Origin of the sequence: Burkholderia sp. BCC0397, from assembly GCF_902832865.1 — a bacterium.
Taxonomy (GTDB): Bacteria; Pseudomonadota; Gammaproteobacteria; order Burkholderiales; family Burkholderiaceae; genus Burkholderia.
On sequence record NZ_CADFDL010000013.1, the window covers coordinates 17,565 to 34,158 of the forward strand.

15 protein-coding genes are annotated in these 16,594 nt (G+C 68.4%); 4 read left to right on the plus strand and 11 right to left on the minus strand.

All coding sequences use genetic code 11. The annotated features are described in order from the left end of the window. Window positions 1-167: 167 nt before the first annotated feature. The 6 genes from HWX03_RS28935 to HWX03_RS37085 all read right to left on the minus strand — a co-directional run bounded on the left by HWX03_RS28935 (window position 168) and on the right by HWX03_RS37085 (window position 6,492). A complete protein-coding gene (locus tag HWX03_RS28935; RefSeq protein WP_244132811.1) occupies window positions 168-1,559 on the minus strand; it encodes a mechanosensitive ion channel family protein in 1,392 nt (463 codons plus the stop codon). 188 nt (window positions 1,560-1,747) lie between these two features. Then, window positions 1,748-2,173 (minus strand): DoxX family protein, encoded by a 426-nt coding sequence (locus HWX03_RS28940; RefSeq protein WP_175873622.1) that lies wholly within the window; start codon window positions 2,171-2,173, stop codon window positions 1,748-1,750. A 230-nt stretch (window positions 2,174-2,403) separates the two neighbouring features. Continuing rightward, the gene (locus tag HWX03_RS28945; RefSeq protein ID WP_175873623.1) at window positions 2,404-4,209 is read right to left on the minus strand and encodes a winged helix-turn-helix domain-containing protein; all 1,806 of its coding nucleotides are present in this window, start codon (window positions 4,207-4,209) and stop codon (window positions 2,404-2,406) included. A gap of 392 nt (window positions 4,210-4,601) precedes the next feature. Next, window positions 4,602-5,423, minus strand: a complete 822-nt coding sequence (locus HWX03_RS28950) for an alpha/beta hydrolase (RefSeq protein ID WP_175873624.1) — start codon at window positions 5,421-5,423, stop codon at window positions 4,602-4,604. A 76-nt stretch (window positions 5,424-5,499) separates the two neighbouring features. Further along, a complete protein-coding gene (locus tag HWX03_RS28955) occupies window positions 5,500-5,937 on the minus strand; it encodes a DUF3331 domain-containing protein (protein WP_174434078.1) in 438 nt (145 codons plus the stop codon). A gap of 126 nt (window positions 5,938-6,063) precedes the next feature. Then, window positions 6,064-6,492: a hypothetical protein gene (locus HWX03_RS37085; protein ID WP_244132812.1), complete on the minus strand. Its 429-nt coding sequence runs from the start codon at window positions 6,490-6,492 to the stop codon at window positions 6,064-6,066. On the opposite strand from HWX03_RS37085, the gene HWX03_RS28960 reads away from it, so the two are divergent. After that, a complete protein-coding gene (locus HWX03_RS28960) occupies window positions 6,464-7,285 on the plus strand; it encodes an alpha/beta hydrolase (protein ID WP_244132813.1) in 822 nt (273 codons plus the stop codon). The two genes, HWX03_RS37085 and HWX03_RS28960, sit on opposite strands and share 29 nt — an antisense overlap. Before the next feature lie 90 nt (window positions 7,286-7,375). Here the strand turns inward: HWX03_RS28960 and HWX03_RS28965 are convergent, their stop codons facing one another. Together HWX03_RS28965 and HWX03_RS28970 are read right to left on the minus strand one after the other, a co-directional pair. Beyond that, window positions 7,376-8,956, minus strand: coding sequence for an MFS transporter (locus tag HWX03_RS28965; protein ID WP_175873626.1), 1,581 nt, complete (start codon window positions 8,954-8,956; stop codon window positions 7,376-7,378). A gap of 84 nt (window positions 8,957-9,040) precedes the next feature. After that, window positions 9,041-10,093, minus strand: a complete 1,053-nt coding sequence (locus HWX03_RS28970; RefSeq protein WP_175873627.1) for an RNA-guided endonuclease TnpB family protein — start codon at window positions 10,091-10,093, stop codon at window positions 9,041-9,043. Between the two features lie 92 nt (window positions 10,094-10,185). Here HWX03_RS28970 and HWX03_RS28975 point away from each other — a divergent pair, with 92 nt between their 5' ends. The 3 genes from HWX03_RS28975 to HWX03_RS28985 all read left to right on the plus strand — a co-directional run bounded on the left by HWX03_RS28975 (window position 10,186) and on the right by HWX03_RS28985 (window position 13,787). Beyond that, window positions 10,186-11,244, plus strand: a complete 1,059-nt coding sequence (locus HWX03_RS28975) for an HlyD family secretion protein (RefSeq protein WP_175873628.1) — start codon at window positions 10,186-10,188, stop codon at window positions 11,242-11,244. Next, window positions 11,241-12,665 carry an efflux transporter outer membrane subunit gene (locus HWX03_RS28980; protein WP_175873629.1) on the plus strand — a complete coding sequence of 475 codons (1,425 nt, stop codon included), beginning with the start codon at window positions 11,241-11,243 and terminating at the stop codon, window positions 12,663-12,665. The genes HWX03_RS28975 and HWX03_RS28980 overlap by 4 nt, the downstream gene beginning before the upstream one ends. A 138-nt stretch (window positions 12,666-12,803) precedes the next feature. Further along, window positions 12,804-13,787, plus strand: coding sequence for a LysR family transcriptional regulator (locus HWX03_RS28985; protein ID WP_175873630.1), 984 nt, complete (start codon window positions 12,804-12,806; stop codon window positions 13,785-13,787). A gap of 77 nt (window positions 13,788-13,864) precedes the next feature. Here the strand turns inward: HWX03_RS28985 and HWX03_RS28990 are convergent, their stop codons facing one another. The 3 genes from HWX03_RS28990 to HWX03_RS29000 form a co-directional block, all read right to left on the minus strand. Then, on the minus strand, window positions 13,865-14,539 hold the full coding sequence (locus HWX03_RS28990) for a response regulator (protein WP_174433146.1): 675 nt from the start codon (window positions 14,537-14,539) through the stop codon (window positions 13,865-13,867). A 104-nt stretch (window positions 14,540-14,643) separates the two neighbouring features. Further along, the gene (locus HWX03_RS28995) at window positions 14,644-15,015 is read right to left on the minus strand and encodes a response regulator (protein ID WP_175873741.1); all 372 of its coding nucleotides are present in this window, start codon (window positions 15,013-15,015) and stop codon (window positions 14,644-14,646) included. Window positions 15,016-15,069: 54 nt separating this feature from the next. Next, window positions 15,070-16,545 carry a winged helix-turn-helix domain-containing protein gene (locus HWX03_RS29000; protein ID WP_175873631.1) on the minus strand — a complete coding sequence of 492 codons (1,476 nt, stop codon included), beginning with the start codon at window positions 16,543-16,545 and terminating at the stop codon, window positions 15,070-15,072. Window positions 16,546-16,594 lie beyond the last annotated feature (49 nt).

Below are 16,594 nucleotides of genomic sequence, written 5' to 3' on the forward strand. Positions count from 1 at the left end.
CCGTTCACGGACCGCCGGCCCGTACGCACGCCGGGGCCGCCCGTCGATGGCTGACGGCCCGGCATCGCGCACATCATGCCGCGCCCCGGCACGGCGCCGCGCGCCGTGAAATAAAGCGCACGCCCATCCCCTCCCCGCCGGCGGCCCCTCGCGATCCGCGTCGTGCGTCAACCGAGCGAATCGTGCAGCCGCTTCATTTCCTTCTCGAGCCACCCGATCAGGCTGAACGACGCGTGCGCCTTCTCGACCGGCGGAATCATCATCCTTTCCTCGGTCGCGAGATGTTCGGTGACCGACTCGCACATCAGCCTGCCGAGCGCCGGCTTCCTGCCGATCAACGCCGACAGATCCTCGCTGCGAAGCTGATGCACGGTCATCGCGGTCACCGCGTGAACGGTCGCGTGAAGCCGCGTGCCGGCGAGCACGACCGACTGCCCGATCGCATCGCCCGGCGCCATCCGCCGGACTTCGACATCGCCGGACGCGCCCGGCACGAACACGGCAGCAATGCCCGATTCGACGATCGTCAGCACGCGCGACTCCGAATTCGACGCATAGATCACGTCGCCCTTGCCGAATGAACGCGATACCAGCGCATCGGCCAGCACGGCCAGATCGTCGTCGTCGACGCGCGCGAACAATTCGACCGCGCGCAACAGCAGGAGCCGACGCGAAACCGACTGCCCTTGCGATGTCGATGCGGACGCCGGCGCAGGGCCCACGAGCGGCCGCCACGCGACGCCCGCCGCGGCCAGATGCCGATGCGCGAGATCGTAGAGCGCATTGCGCACGGTCGTTTTCTTCTGCAGTGCGTCGACGTAGCAGACGAGTTCGTACTGGATCGCGTTCGCGCGGAAGGCCTTCACGACGGCGATCGGCGCGGGGCGCGCGAGCACGTCGAGCGAACTCGCCGCAGCCCGCTCCAGCGCGCCGACGGCGACGGCCGGCCGCACCGCGGGATCGAGGTCGAGCGCAAGCGTCACGCCGTGCAGGCCGGCGGGTTCGCTGAGATTCACGATCGTCGCACGCGCCGCGGTGCTGTTCGGCACGACGACCAGGTTGCCGAGGCTGTCGATCAGCTTCGTCGCACGCCAGTTGCTCTCGACGATCCGCCCTTCGAGTTCACCGATCGAGACCGTATCGTCGAGCCGGAACGGTTGCGTGGTATTCAGCACGAGCCCCGAGAACACGTCGTTCAGCGTGTTCTGGAGCGCGAGACCGAGGATCACCGCGACGGCGCCGGAGGTCGCGACCAGGCCGCTCAACGGCAGGCCGAGCACGTAGCCCAGCGCGGCCACCGCGGCAGCGCCGAACACGATGCCTTCGGCGATGTCGTGAAAGAGCCGCTGGTTGCGCCACGCACGCGGCAGCAGCAGATGATTGATCAGCAGACTGAACACGATCGCGCACTGGAGCCACCAGGCAATGCAGATGGCCTGGACCACGATCCGGTCGAGCCCGCCGCTCGACGCGGGAACGGCGAGCGGGCTGACGCCGGTCGCGAACAGCACGGCGCTCAGCGCGGCGAACGCCGCACAGCGCCGGATGGCGCGCGCCACGGGGCGATCGCGCCCGAACAGCCGCCACGCGGCGAGATCGGCGCGCCGTAGAGCACCGTATCGGAGAAATTCAACATAGCGGAACGCAAGCGCGGCGCGCGAAAGGATGGGGGCCGCAGCACGTATGTCGCTGCGGGGACGGCATCGTCGGGCACATTGCGGGCGGGCCGCCGTCGCGCCGGCAGCGGCTAGCTGGGCCGACGCATGACGCCCGGCAGCGGCAGCGGCAACACATAGCGGCCGGCGCCCGCGATCGCGATCGTGCCGAACAGGATCAGCAGCATCCACGCGAACTGCGCATCGCGCAGCGGCCAGTCCGGGTGGACGAACACCAGCGCGACGAGCGTGACGATCATCACCGGCAGCGCCGCCAGCCGCGGGTACAGACCGACGATCATGAAGATCGGGCACACGACCTCCGCGAAGATCGCGAACAGGATCGACAGCGTGCGGCCGAGATGGAACGGATCCTCGATGGCCGCGGCTTCGGTCGTGTAATGCACGATCTTCGGCAAGCCGTGAACCACGATCAGCAGCACGCTAGCGGCGACACGCAGAAACAGCAGGCCGAGGTCGATCGCGTGACGGGAAAGGTCGGGTTGGTCAGGTTTCATGCGGCGGTTCGTCGGTTGAGCGGGATGCACGGCGACGCGCACGCCGGGCGTTTCGCCGCGCCGGCGTTCAGTGGGGTCGCGCGATGTCGGCGAACGCACGGGGTCGGCGCGCACGCGTGCCGACGGGGTACCGGCGCCCTCCGTTCAGGCAATCTACGCGTGCCGCCTGCCGCTGTCCTGTAACCAGGCTGAATCGTTCTGAAACATGACTGACGCGCACGAACCCGGCGTCACGACTCGCGCGACGGCAGTTCGGCCTCGGCCGCATCGAGTCCGAGCGCGTGCGCTTCCGACCACGCGTCATGCACGACCTCGGTCGACCCTGCCGTATGCGCGAGCGCAGCCGCATACGCGGCCAGCAATCGCACGCGCGCATCGTCGGACACCGGGGTCGCATCCGCGTCGCGCATCGTATCGAGCGCGACACGCGCCCGCTCGCGACATTCGTCGACGAGCGACAGATCGAACAGGCAAGGCACCGCGACGGCCGCGAGCGCGATGCCGAGCGCCGCGTCGCCATGCGCCGAAAATGCCCAGTCGAGCGCGGCACGCAGATTGCCGAGTTCGCGCCGGACCGCATCGAGCCGGGTCGTGCTGCTCGCCTCGCTGCCTGGCTCGTCGCCACCGTGGGTCGCGCGCCGGAACAACGCGAGGAAGTAGGTCGCATGCGCGCGCGCCGCAGCCGCTCCCTCGCCGTGACTGTCGAGCTGCTGTTGCGCGTAGGCCCGCGTGGTGGTCAGCAGCCGATAGCGCGGCGCGCCGTGCGCGGTCTCGAGGATCAGCAGCGACTTCGACACGAGGCCTGCGATCGTGTCGAGCAGGTCGGCGCCGGCCGGCCCGTTGGCGCCGACGACCGCGCGCACGGCCTCGATCGAGAAGCCGTCGCGGAACACGCCGAGCCAGCGCAGCAGCAGGCGCTCGGCGTCCCCGAGCAACCGGTAGCTCCAGTCGTACATCGCCTGCAGCGTCTGATGGCGCGGCAACGCGGTGCGAAAGCCGCCGGTCAGCAGCCGAAAGTGATCGTCGAGATGGGCGGCAAGCACGTCGATGCCCAGCACGGCGGCACGGGCCGCGGCCAGCTCGATCGCGAGCGGCAGGCCGTCGAGGCGACGGCAGACCGACGCCATCAACGACAGGCTGCGCGCATCGAGCGGAAAACGCGGATCGGCCGCACGGGCGCGCGCCGCGAACAACTGCACCGCGCTCGCATTCATCGCCTCGTGATCGCCGGCACCTTCGTCGGGGACGTCGAGCGGCGGCACCGGGCACACGCGCTCGCCGTGGATGCGCAGCGATTCCCGGCTCGTCGCGAGCACGCACAGCCCGTCATCCGCATCGGTGAGCGCGCTCGCGATCTGCGCGGCGGCGTCGAGCAGATGCTCGCAATTGTCGAGCACGAGCAGCATCCGGCGACGCGCGACGCTGGCGAGCACCGCTTCGAGCGTCAGCGACCCGATCGACTGCGTGATGCCGAACGCGCCGGCGAGCGCGTCCGGCACGAAGCGCGGACACGCGACGGTGGCGAGCGAAACGAATACGGTGCCTTCCGGAAAGTGCGCGTCGGCGCGCGCCGCCGCTTCGATCGCGATCCGTGTCTTGCCGATGCCGCCCGCGCCGACCAGCGTCACGACGCGCGCCGCTCGCAGCGCGGCCAGCACGTCGGCGATCGTCTGTTCGCGGCCCAACAACGCACTCGGCGCAGCGGACGGCCGCCACATCGCGGGACGCACGGGCGCGTCGCCGTCGTCCTGCCTGACGACCAGCCGATAGCCGCGACCCGGCACCGTCACGATCAGGTTCCGGTCGCCGGCCAGCGCCTTGCGCAGCGAAGCGATGTGCACCTGCAGGTTGTTTTCCTCGACCACGGTGTGCGGCCATACGCGCTGCATGATGTCGTCTTTCGATACCAGCGCACCGTTCGCCCGAATCAACAGCTCGAGAATTTCGAATGCGCGGCTGCCGATGCGCAGCAGCTTGCCGTTCGAACGAATTTCACGTCTGTCGAGAAAAACGTGAAGTGTGCCAATCCGGATCATGAGAATTTCTTGAGGTGACATTTAACGGCGCCCCGACTGAAATAGGGTGCCGGTTCGGCATCAATGCTACGGTATTTGCATGGTCGAATGATTCAAATTATCAGAATGAACGGCACGAATTTTTTGAAATGACGAAAAAAACGCCGCCGCGAGGCGCCGCGCCGCTTTGCGCGCACGCACCGAAATGCGGCAGGGCCACGCACGTTTCACGTGCAAATCGTGCATGCGTCCATGAATGCGATTCCGATATATCAGACGAAAGGTTTTTCGATCGGCGCATGCGACGCATTTTCGTTTTGATTCGACCGGCCGGTTTATTTTCAGGCCCTTCAATTGGGTCGGTCGAATATTCGTCGGCTTATTTGCGTGCGTTTCCGGCCTGCGTCGCAGGCTCAGGCCTGCGCGAACGCCAGCAACTCGTCGTTCAGCCTGGCCGCGTGCGTCAGGTAGAGCGCGTGCGGGCCGCCTTCGTAGACGCTCAGCGTCGCATGCGGGATGCGTTGCGCCGTGGCGGCGCCCGTCAGCGCGAGCGGCGCCGTCTGGTCGTCGTCGCCATGAATCACGCGCGTCGGCACGTCGAATCGTTGCAGGTCGGCGCGGAAATCGGTCTCGGAAAACGCGCGGACGCAATCGAGCGTGCCCGTCAGGCCGCCCTGCAGCGCCATGAACGACGTCCAGTCGAGCGCTGCGCGCGACACCGTCGAGCCGTCGCGGTTCGATCCGGTAAACAGCGGCCAGAAGCCGTCGAAAAACGCCGCGCGATCGGCCACGATGCCGGCGCGAATGCCGTCGAATACCGCGACGTCCACGCCTTCCGGATGATCGTCGCGGCGCGCGACGAGCGGCGTCACCGAACCGATCAGCACCGCCTTCGCGATGCGGTGCGTGCCGTGCCGGCCGATGTAGCGCGCCACCTCGCCGCCGCCCATCGAAAAGCCGACGAGCGTCACGTCATGCAGGTCGAGCGTCTCGAGCAGCGTCGCGAGATCGTCGGCCAGCGTGTCGTAGTCGTATCCGCTCCACGGTTGATCGGACCGCCCGAAGCCGCGCCGGTCGTACGCGATGCAGCGCAGGCCGTGCGACGCGAGATGATGCATCTGCACGTCCCACATGTCGGCATTCAGCGGCCAGCCGTGAATGAACACGACCGGGCGTCCCGTGCCCCAGTCCTTGTAGTGGATCGACACGCCGTCGCGGGTGGTGAACGTGCTCATGAGGGTTCCTTTCGAGTAGGGACGCCGCGTCCGCAGACGCAAACGCAAACGCGCCCGAAGCGTGCGGCGCCGCGCATCATGCCCGGGACTGCCGGGCGACGAATTGCTCGAGCGCCGCCACGAGAATCATTTCGCGGCAGTTCGCGGGGCGTCGCTCGCCGCGCCACTGCGGTTTGTAGATCGCGTCGCCGGCCCGGATCGGCTGCCCGGTGAGCGCGCAGCGGCCGAGCCCGCGCCCGCGCGCCTTCGCGCTGATCCAGCGTTGTTCGTCGTAGCGGCAGCGCGTCGGGTCGCTCCACGACACCAGCATCGACGAATCGGTCTGCCGCTCGACGGCGATGATCGCGCAGCGGCGGCGCACGTCGCCGCTCGACGGTATCGGCGCGTCGTCCCGATGCGGGCGACGCGAGCCGTCCGCCGTCCGCTCGCGCGGCATCGGCATCATCCGAAGGCTCGCGGCGGGCGACGGCCTGAGCGACGTGATCATGTGCTCCCAACGATTGAAGGCGTCCATGGCGGCATATCCAGGCAGGTGACGGGCGGCGCGGGCCGGTCGGCCTCGTTTGCGTGGCGCGCAACGTGTGCCGGTGACCCGATGCTGACGATAGTCGCCGTTCGCTGAAGAGTCCCGGTCGCGCGCTTAATTTTTCTGTAGCGCGGCAAATCCGCTCGCGGCGCCGCGGCTTTCAAGAAAATTCAGCCGGATTTCAGTACGGCGCGCATCGCGCCGGGATACGCTGCCGACGGCCTTCGTTCGTCCGCGCGCCCCCATCGACGCGCGGCGGCGCACGCCGGACGGCTGCCGGGCGGGATGGCCGCGGCCGGCCGCCACCGATCCACCATCCCGTGCGGCCTCGCCGCCGCATACCTCAGGAGTCCAGATGCATCCCGAACAGACCGATGCCGTTGCGTCGGCCCGCCGCCGCGACATGCTGCTCGCCGGCGCGACGGCCGTCGCGGCAGCCGCGCTGCCCGCGATGGCGGCCGCGGCCGGCACGCCTTCCCGCAGCACTTCTTCAGCCCACCCAGGAGCGCACACGATGAACACGATCACCACCCAGGACGGCACGCAGATCTACTTCAAGGACTGGGGCAGCGGCCGGCCCGTCGTGTTCTCGCACGGCTGGCCGCTGTGCGCGGACGCCTGGGATGCGCAGATGCTGTTCCTCGTGCAGCACGGCTATCGCGTGATCGCGCACGACCGCCGCGGCCACGGCCGGTCGAGCCAGCCGTCGCACGGCAACGACATGAACACGTACGCGGACGATCTCGCCGCCCTGCTCGACGCGCTCGACGTGCGCGACGCCACCCTCGTCGGCCATTCCACCGGCGGCGGCGAAGTCGTGCGCTACATCGGCCGCCACGGCACGAAGCGCGTGTCGAAGGCCGTGCTGATCGGCGCGGTGCCGCCGCAGATGGTGAAGTCGGCGACCAATCCCGGCGGCCTGCCGATGGACGTGTTCGACGGCATCCGCAAGAACGTCGCGGAGAACCGTTCGCAGTTCTACAAGGATCTCGCCGTGCCGTTCTTCGGCTTCAACCGCCCGAACGCGAAGGTGTCGCAGGGCACGATCGACGCATTCTGGTCGCAGGGGATGATGGGCGGGATCCACGGCCAGTACCTGTGCGTGAAGGAGTTTTCCGAAGTCGACTACACGGAAGACCTGAAGAAGATCGACGTGCCGACGCTCGTGCTGCACGGCGACGACGACCAGATCGTGCCGATCGACGATTCGGCGCGGCTGTCGTCGAAGATCGTGAAGCACGCGGTGCTGAAGGTGATCGAGGGCGGCGCGCACGGGATGTGCGTCGTGAACGCCGATCGCATCAACGCCGAGTTGCTCGCGTTCCTGCAAGCGTAAGCGCGCCGTCTGCCGCGGCGGCGCGCATGCCGCCGCGGCAGACGCGCCGTTCAGGACTTTTCAGGAAATTTCAGCCGCGCGATGCGGCGCTCACGGCGCCCGCACCGGGCGCAGCAGGATGCCGAGCAGCGCGCCGGCGAGCGCGCATGCCATCGCCACGCGGAAGTTGTCGGCCAGCGCGAGCGTGGTGGCCTGCACGCGCACCGCGCGATCGACGAGCGCATAGGCCGCCTGGTTGCCGGTCGCGAAGGTGGCGCCGTGCGACACGAGCGACGCCGCGCCGACCCGCAGCCGCTCGAGCGTTTCGGGATCCGACAGCGACACATGCAGACCGACGAGATTCGAATGCGTAGCCTCCCTGATCCGCTGAATCACCGCGATCGACGTCGTGCCGAGCTGCCCGCTCAGCAGGCGCGTCGTCTGCACGACCGCGCCGAACGTCAGCGCATGCTCGGCGGTCACGTGCTTGCCGAAGAAGAAGATGACCGACGTGAGCGCCATGGTCTGCCCGAGCGCCTGCAGCAGTTGCGACGGAATGAAGTCGGGTTCGGCCCATACGGGCGTGAGACGCGCCCCCAGGGCGAACGCGATCGCCACCATCGCGAAGCCGGCGACGATCAGCCGGCGCGGATCGACACGCTGCAGCAGCAGCGCGACGCATGGCGCGAACAGCAGCTGCGGCATCGCGATCCAGCGCAGCGTATCGCCGATCTGCAGCGGCCGCAGCCCGTATGTGCTGGCGAGGAACAGCGACGGGATGAAGCTCGTATTGAGCACGGTGAAGCGCACGAGGCCGACGAGCACGATAAGCAGTGCGATGTTGGGCCGCGCCAGGTAGCCGAGATCGAGCCCTGCGCGCGACGAGGCGAGTTCGTGGATCAGGAACGCGGCCACCATCAGGATGCCGACGGCCAGCAGCGCGACGATCAGCGGCGACTGCAACCAGAACAACCGTTCCCCCTGGTCGAGCGCGATGCACAGACACGCGAACCCGCCCGCGCCGAGCAGCATCCCGCGCGCATCGATGCCGGACGCGAAGCGCTTGATCGGCTCGTCGGCGAGCGACAGCATCAGGCACGCGATGAACGGCACGGTCAGCGCCGCGTTCTGCCAGAACAGCCAGCGCCAGCTCAGGTGTTCGCTGTACCAGCCTTCGAGCGTGGCCGACAGGTTCAGCGACATCTCGAGATTCATCGCGTACGCGGCGATGCCGAACGGAATCAGCCGGGGCGGCAGCGTGCGCACCACGAAGCCGACCGTCAGCGGCACGAACACGCCCGACGCGAGCCCCGCGACGGCCTGGAACACGATGAACGCGCCGAATTGCGTGCAGAGCGGCAGCATGCTTTCGGCGCAGAGAAACACGACGGCGCCCGCGACCAGCACGCGGCGCGTGCCGAACATGAAGGCCGCCGCGATCGCGAGCGGCCCGACGAACATCTGCGATGCGGTAAACGCGGTGTTGATCCACGCGCCTTCGTCGAAGCCGACGCCGAGCGCGCCGCGCACGTCGGCGAGCCCGAGCGACGTGATGCGCGACGTCAGCGTCGCGATGATCGCGCCGAGCAGCACGGCCGCGATGGCGGCGATCGACCGAAACGTCGGAATGTCGGAGGCCGGCCCTGCGGCCGGCGCCGGCACGGCACTGCCGGTGGCGAACGTCGTGTTCATCGTGGAGCGGCTCCCGCCTGTCAAGCTGGCGCAAGCATAACGCGGTGCGTCGAAACCTGCCCGTACGTTGACGTCCTCTTCCGCCTAAAGGCGGAAGATTCCCACACCTGGCGATGCACGTCCGCATCGGAGAATGTTCAACGCAGCGTTGGTATCTCGATCATGCTCGACACCACAGTCACTGCAGGTCCACTCTCTTATTCTCAGTCCCGCGATACCTTTCGGCCGCGTCGTGCTGTCTTTCGATCCGCACGACGAACAGGACTGGGTCGAACCGCTTTCGTCGACTTCCTCGAACGTGGCCCCGTGCGCGATCGCTTTGTAGCGGAGCTTGTTTCGGAAGGACGACCAGGATGCGTCGTAGACGCTCTTCGCCATCCTGGTTCTGGCGAGCGTCGCGGCCGACACGTTGCCGACCGCGATGTAATCGAAGCGCCGCACCAGATCGAGCGCGAGCTTGTGTTGAAAATCGGCACGGGCATTTGCCACCTTGGCGTGCAACTTCGCGATATGCCGCTTGTGCTTTCGCGCCCGTTGCGCTTTCGCCAGCTTTTCCGCCGCTCGTCGACCGAACTGGTCATTGGGCAGCTTCTCGCCGGTCGAAAGTGTGGCGAAGTCTTTCAGACCGAGATCGATGCCGACGCCGGAACGGATCGGGCGAGCCTGCACATCGGGCATCTCGATCACGATGTTGAGAAACCAGTTGCCGCGTGCATCCTGCGCAAAGTTGGTCCCGTCCTTGATCTTGCCTTCGGGAAGCGATCGGCTGTTGAACACGCGAAACGTGTTGCCGGCGAAGCGGAACGCATCGCCTTCGCGCTTCAGGTCTCGGCCCTTCAGCGGCACCCAGCCGAGCGACTTCCTGCCGCGATAACGCAGGTACGGGCGACGGTGCTGACTGCGCGACTTCGCGTATTGCTCGCACGTCGCGTTGACCGTGCCGGAATGGATGCCGAGTTCCTTGCTGCTGCCGGTCGTCAAAACATTCAGGTCAAAGCCGGTTGGCCACTTCTTGCTCCACTTGAGCGCATGCTTCTGCGTGTCATTGCAGAAGTTCCAGACGTAGTTCACCGCGCGGCTCTGCTTGTTGAGCAGTCCGTTGAGCGACTTCACCCGGTAGCGGTAGACAAGGATCATGCAGGCGATCCTAACCCGTGGAAGAAGCTGCCTGTCAACTGCGCTCCTTTCCTTCCCGCCATCAATGGCGGGGTTTCTCGGAGCAGATTCTGATGACCTCACCCTCACCGAATCCTTCTTCCACTACGCCGGCTGCTTCGCCGGCGCCGCCTGCCGCGCCCGCACGCTCGCACCGGCCGGCCATCGTCGCGATCGCCGCGATTGCGCTGCTGCTCGTCGCACTCCTCGTGTACGAGTTCGATGCACGCGATCGCGGCACCGACGACGCGTACGTGACCGGCCACCTGCACGTGATCTCGCCGCGCGTCGCCGGCACGGTCGAGCGTGTGCTCGTCGACGACAACCGGTTCGTCCATGCCGGCGACGCACTCGTGCAGATCGACCGGCGCGATTTCGACGTGCGCGTCGCGGCGCAACGCGCACGCGTCGCGCAGGCGCACGCCGATGCGAGCCGCGCACACGCGCTGATCGAGCAGGTGGACGCGGCGCTCGTGTCGGCCCACGCTGATGCCGACAAGGCCGAGCTCGATTACGCCCGCGCGCGCGAACTGACCCGCGAGACGCCGCGCGGCTTGTCGAAGCAGGAGTTCGACGCGGCCGATGCCGCGCGCAAGTCCGCGCGTGCGCGTGTCGCGGCGGCCGACGCGCAACGGCGCAGCGCGCTTGCCGCGTCGCAGGCCGCCGATGCCGCGTCGAGCCAGAACGATGCCGAGTTGCGCGACGCGCTGCTGCAGCTCGGGTACACGACGGTCGTCGCGCCGTCGGACGGCTACGTCGGCAAGAAAACCGTCGAGACCGGCGAGCACGTCGCGCCCGGCCAGGCGCTGCTCACGCTGGTCGAGCCGCATCCGTGGGTCGTCGCCAATTTCCGCGAGACGCAGCTTCGGCACGTGCGCACCGGCGACGTCGTGCAATTGCGCTTCGATGCGCTGCCGCAGCGGGTGTTCACCGGCCACATCGACAGCCTGTCGCCCGCGACGGGCGGGCAGTTCGCGCTGCTGCCGCCGGACAACGCGACCGGCAATTTCACGAAGGTCACGCAACGCGTGCCCGTCAAGATCCTGCTCGATGGCCCGGCCGTATCGGAGCCGCGCATCCGGCCCGGGCTGTCGGTCGTCGTCACGCTGCAGCGCAGCCGCGAATCGCGATGACGCGCGCGCTCGCCCTGCTCGCCGCAAGCCTGCTGGCCGCGTGCTCGATCGCGCCGCAGCCGCTCGCGCCCGTTCCGGTCGAATCCGACCGGTTTCGCCATGCCGATCCATCGGTCGAGCGCGCGGCGTCGCTTGCCGCGTGGCCCACGTGGTTCGGCGATCCGCAACTCGGCACGCTCGTCGACGCCGCGCTCGCGCGCAACCTCGATATTCGCGCGGCGGCCGCGCGCGTCGACCAGGCGCAGGCGCTGCTCGGCGTGCGCGATGCCGCGCTGGCGCCGAACGTGCGCGTCGACCCGTCGTTCAGCCGCACGCGCGTATCCGGCACGGTCGACAACGCGCTGCCGAAGCGCACGATGCACAACTGGTCGGTGCCCGTCGCCGCGAGCTACGAAGTCGATCTATGGGGCCGCTTGCGCGGCGATGCCGACATCGGCGAACAGAACGTGCTGCAGGCGGCGGCCGACCGCGATGCGGTGCGTCTGCGGGTGGCGACCGAAGCGGCCGTCGACTACCTGACGCTGCGCTACGTCGACGACGATCTCGTGACGCTCACGCGTGCGATCGGGCTGCGGCGCACCGCACTCGACGTGATCGCCGCACGTGTGCGGGCCGGCGCGGCGAGCGACCTCGACGCGCTGCGCGCATCGGCCGATCTCGATACCGCGCGTGCGGATCTCGCCGACAGCCAGCGGCTGCGCGAGGACCTCGTCGACGCCATGGCGGTGCTGACCGGCGTGTCGCCGACCGCGTTCGACATCGGCGCGAGCGCAGTGCCCGTGCGCATGCCGGACGTGCCGCCCGGGCTGCCGTCCACGCTGCTCGCGCAGCGCCCGGATGTATTCGCGGCCGCGCGGCGCGCCGATGCGGCGTCGCTCGAGCTCGGCATCGCGCGCACCGCGTGGTTGCCGACGCTGACGCTGACCGCCGACGGCGGCTTCGCGACCCGCGACCTGCGCTCGTTTCTCGACCGGAACAGTTCGTTGTGGAGCCTCGGCGCGAACGTCGCGCTGACGCTGTTCGACGGCGGCAAGCGCGATGCCGCGGTGGCCGCCGCGCGGGCCGGCATGGACCTCGCCGATGCGAACTATCGCGCGACCGCGATCGCCGCATTGCGCGACGTGCAGGATGCGCTCAACGACATCGCCGCGCAAAAGGAGCGGATCGTGCGCTACGACAACGCGGCGCGCGCGACCGACGCGGCGGCGCGACTGTCGCTGAGCCGCTACGCGCACGGTTATGTCAGCTACCTCGAAGTCATCGATGCCGATCGCGATGCGCTGAATGCGCGACGTCAGCTGATTCACAGCCGGCAGGCGCTCGCGATCGCGACGGTGAGTCTCGTGCACGCATTGGGCGGCGGGTGGACGCCGCCGGAATCGACCGCGGCGCGCGATGCGAATCGCGCCGAGCGCCGCTGAAAAGTGCGCCGCGCACGCCTGATAGAGGCGCAAGGATATTCAGGCGCCGCTTAAGCTTAACTCACGTTTTTTGCGTTGCCCGGCGCGCCCGCCACGCATAAATTGAATGCTGTCAGCATTCACGAAGCGGGACCCGATATGGATCGCCTGAAAACGCTCGAGATTCTCAAGACCGTCGCCGAACAAGGCAGCTTCACGAAGGCCGCCGAAGCGCATCAGCTCGGCGTTCCGCACATCAGCCGCGCGATCCGGTGTCTCGAGACGTCGCTCGGCGTGCTGCTCCTGCATCGCACGACGCGCAAGGTCACGCTGACCCGGGTCGGCCAGGACGTGCTCGAGCAGGCGAATGCGCTGCTGCAGCAATACGAGCGTTTCTCCGCGTGCTGCCGCTTCAACGCGAACGAGATGCAAGGCGGCGTATCGATCGCGGTGTCGAACCTGTTCGGCGCCGATCGTCTGGTGCCCGTGCTCGCCGACTTCAATCGGCAACATCCGCTGGTGCAGATCCGTATCGACTGGGTCGATCACGCGAACGCGACGCTCAGCGGCGACACGGACCTGTCGATCGTCACCGGTCCCACGTCGAGCCTGACGTGCGTCGAACGGCGCCTCGGCCGGGTGCCGATGGGCCTGTATGCGAGCCCGCGTCATCACGCGGAGTGCGGCAGGCCGGATTCGCCGCAGGCACTCGAACGCGTGGGTGCGCGCGGCGCGCGGCCGGCCGGCGACGTGTCGGCCTGGCCGCTGCGGCATCGCGGCACCGGTGCGAGCGCCGAGATCCGGCTGGCCGGCGCGATCCGGTCGAATTGCGCGGCCACGCTGATGCTCGCGACGGTACGGGGCGCCGGCTTTGCGGTGTTGCCCGAGCCGCTCGCGCGGCCGCTCGAGCGCACCGGCGAACTCGTGCGCGTATTACCGGACTGGCAGGTCGCCGATCTCGACGCGTCGCTGCTCTATCATTCGCGCCGCAATCTGCCCGCCCGCATCCGGACGCTCGCCGAGCATCTCGTCGCGGCATTCGCCGACACCCCCGACATACGGAATGCGCAACCGCGCGGCGACGTGCCGCCGCGCATCGCATACGCGTGCGCGCGTGAAGCCGCCAACCCGATGGCCGCGTGAGCGCGACGCTTGGGCTCGCTCGCGGCGCCTGCCGGCGGCCTCACGCTCAGGCTCGCTCGCCGGCGCCTGCCACGGCCTCAGTCGCGACCGCCGACGGGCTGAATACCCAGCGCTTCGGCCTTGCGCACGAGATCGGGCAGCGTGCGCGCGAGCATCTTCTTCATGACCTGCGCGCGATGGACCTTGACCGTGATTTCCTGAAGGCCGAGATTCGCGGCGACCTGCTTGTTCATCAGCCCCGCGATCACCTGGCTCATGACCTCGCGCTCGCGCGGCGTCAGCGTCGCGTATGCATCGCGGATGGAATCCAGCGCGCGGGCCTGCGCGCGGCGCTCGCCGTCGCGCGCGAGTGCGCGGCCGACCGCATCGAGCATCTCGTCGTCGTCGAACGGCTTCGTCATGAAATCGAGCGCGCCGCCCTTCATCGCCTTGACGGTGGTGGCCACGTCACCGTAGCCGGTCATGAACAGGATCGGCAGGTGCAGTCCCGCGCGCGCCGCTTCTTCCTGCACGGCGAGCCCGCTCTCTTCGTCGAGATGCACGTCGAGGATCAGGCAGCTCGGGACGTCGGGCCGGCTGAACGCGAGAAACGCGCGAGACGATCCGAACGTTTCGACGCGAAACCCGGCCGAGCGCAGCAGCGCGCTCAGCGCGCGTCGCAGCGTGTCGTCGTCGTCGACCACGTAGACGATCGACGCGGCATCGCCCGCGTCGCGGTGACCGATCGATGGAGTATCCGGCGTGCTCGCCATCGCGTTTCCTGCCCAGCGCTGAATTGATGTGATCGGATGATAAACGAAGCGGCTGCGCGGTGAAATACGCGCAGCGAAGCTGCATCGTGGCGGGTTTCCGCGGCTCACGCGCCGCGCGCGCCCGACGCGATGTCGTCGATCAGATCGAGGATATCGTCGGACGAAAACGGCTTGCGCATGAACGCCATGGCGCCCTGCGCGAGCGCGCGCCGGACCGACTCGTCGTCGCCGTGGGCGGACATCATGATCACCGGCATCGTCGAGCCGCGCTGAATCAGCAGCCGATGCACCTCGAGGCCGCTGATTCCCTTCATCTTCAGATCCACGAGCGCGCAGGCCGCGGTGTCCCGCGGCCCGGCCGCGAGGAATTCCTCGCCCGATGCATACGTCAAGGCGGTATGCCCCGCCGACTTCAGCAAGTTGCCCAGACTCTTACGGACCGACGCATCGTCATCGATGATGCAAACAATCGCCATGAAATGAAAACCTGAAATGGATGTCAATGCGCCGCATCGCGGCACGCGAACGCGTCACGCGCACTGCATGTCGGCGCGCGCCGACTGCCGCGCGTGCGCGAGCGCCGGCACGCCGACGCCGAACGACGCGCAGCGCGCCTGCACGCGGCCTGCTTCGCCGGATTCGGCCAGCTTCTCGAGCGCATAAGCGCGAACCAGCTCGAGCAGCGAATAGCGCTTCGAAAGCCCCAGCGGATGGACGACCAGCAGCGATTTCGACGCGAGACTGACGAGGCAGTCGAGCACCTGCTCGGCGCTCAACTCGTCGCATGCGGCGAGCGCGCACGCCGCGTCGAGCTGGAACGCGTCCGGAAACGCCGCGAGCCGGCACAGCACGGTGCGCTCGGCATCGTCGAGCAGCCGGTAGCTCCATTCGATCGTCGCCCGCAGCGTCTGCTGGCGCGGATGCGCGGTGCGCAACCCGCCGGACAGCGACAGCAGCGACTTGTCGAGATCGGTGGCCAGCCCCTGGATCCCCAGCGACGCGACGCGGGAGGCGCCGAGTTCGAGCGCCAGCGGCAGACCGCTCAGGCGCCGGCACACGGTCGCGATCGCATTCAGCGTATGCGTGTCCGCGGCGATGTCGGTACCCATCGCCCGCGCACGCGCGACGAACATGCGCACGGCGCAGCATGCGACGATCTCGGCATCGCTCGCGCCGGCCGGCGGCACGGCGAGCGGGCCGAGCCGGTACACGCGCTCGACGCCGACGCGCACCGGTTCGCGGCTCGTCGCGACGAGCATCGCCCCCGGGTTCGATTCGACGATCGCGTCGCACAGGTCCGCCAGCGCGTCGACGTGCTGTTCGGCGTTGTCGAGCACGAGCATCACGCGCCGCTCGCCGATCGCGCGCACGACGTCGGCCGGCTCAGCGTTGTGCTCGTCCGGCTTGCCAAGCGCCGCGAGCACCGCGCATTCCGGCGCGGTGCCGCGCGGCCAGCACGCCAGATCGATCCGATACAGGTCGATGCCGAGCGACGCCGCGCGCGCGGCGGCCACCTCGAGGGCCAGATGGGTCTTGCCGACCCCGCCCGGGCCGACGAGCGTGACGAAGGCCTCGCGCTCGAGGAGCGCGTGCAGTTCAGCGGCCTCCCGTTCGCGGCCGATCAGCGGGCATTTGCGCGGCGATGACCATCCGCGCGCGGCCATCGCGCGCGGTGTGCCGTCGAACGGGCGTTCGGTTCCGGCCAGCTCCAGCGGCGGAGCGAGACGGTATCCGCGGCCCGACTCGGTGCGGATCCAGCCGTGCTTGCCGCCGAACAGCTTGCGCAGCGTCGAGATATGCACCTGGATGTTGTTTTCTACCACGACCGTGTTCGGCCAGACCGCATCCATGATCGCCTCCTTCGACACGAGCCTGCCGGCCGCCCTCACCAGCAGCTCGAGGATCTCGAAGGCGCGCGCACCGACATAGTGCGGCTGCCCGTCGACGCAGACTTCCCGGCATTCCAGGGAAACCGTGACCCGCCCGAACGTATACATGATGCTCATCCGCTTGACCGTCGCTGAAGTGTTGCGCGTCGCGCGCCGTGTGGCGGGC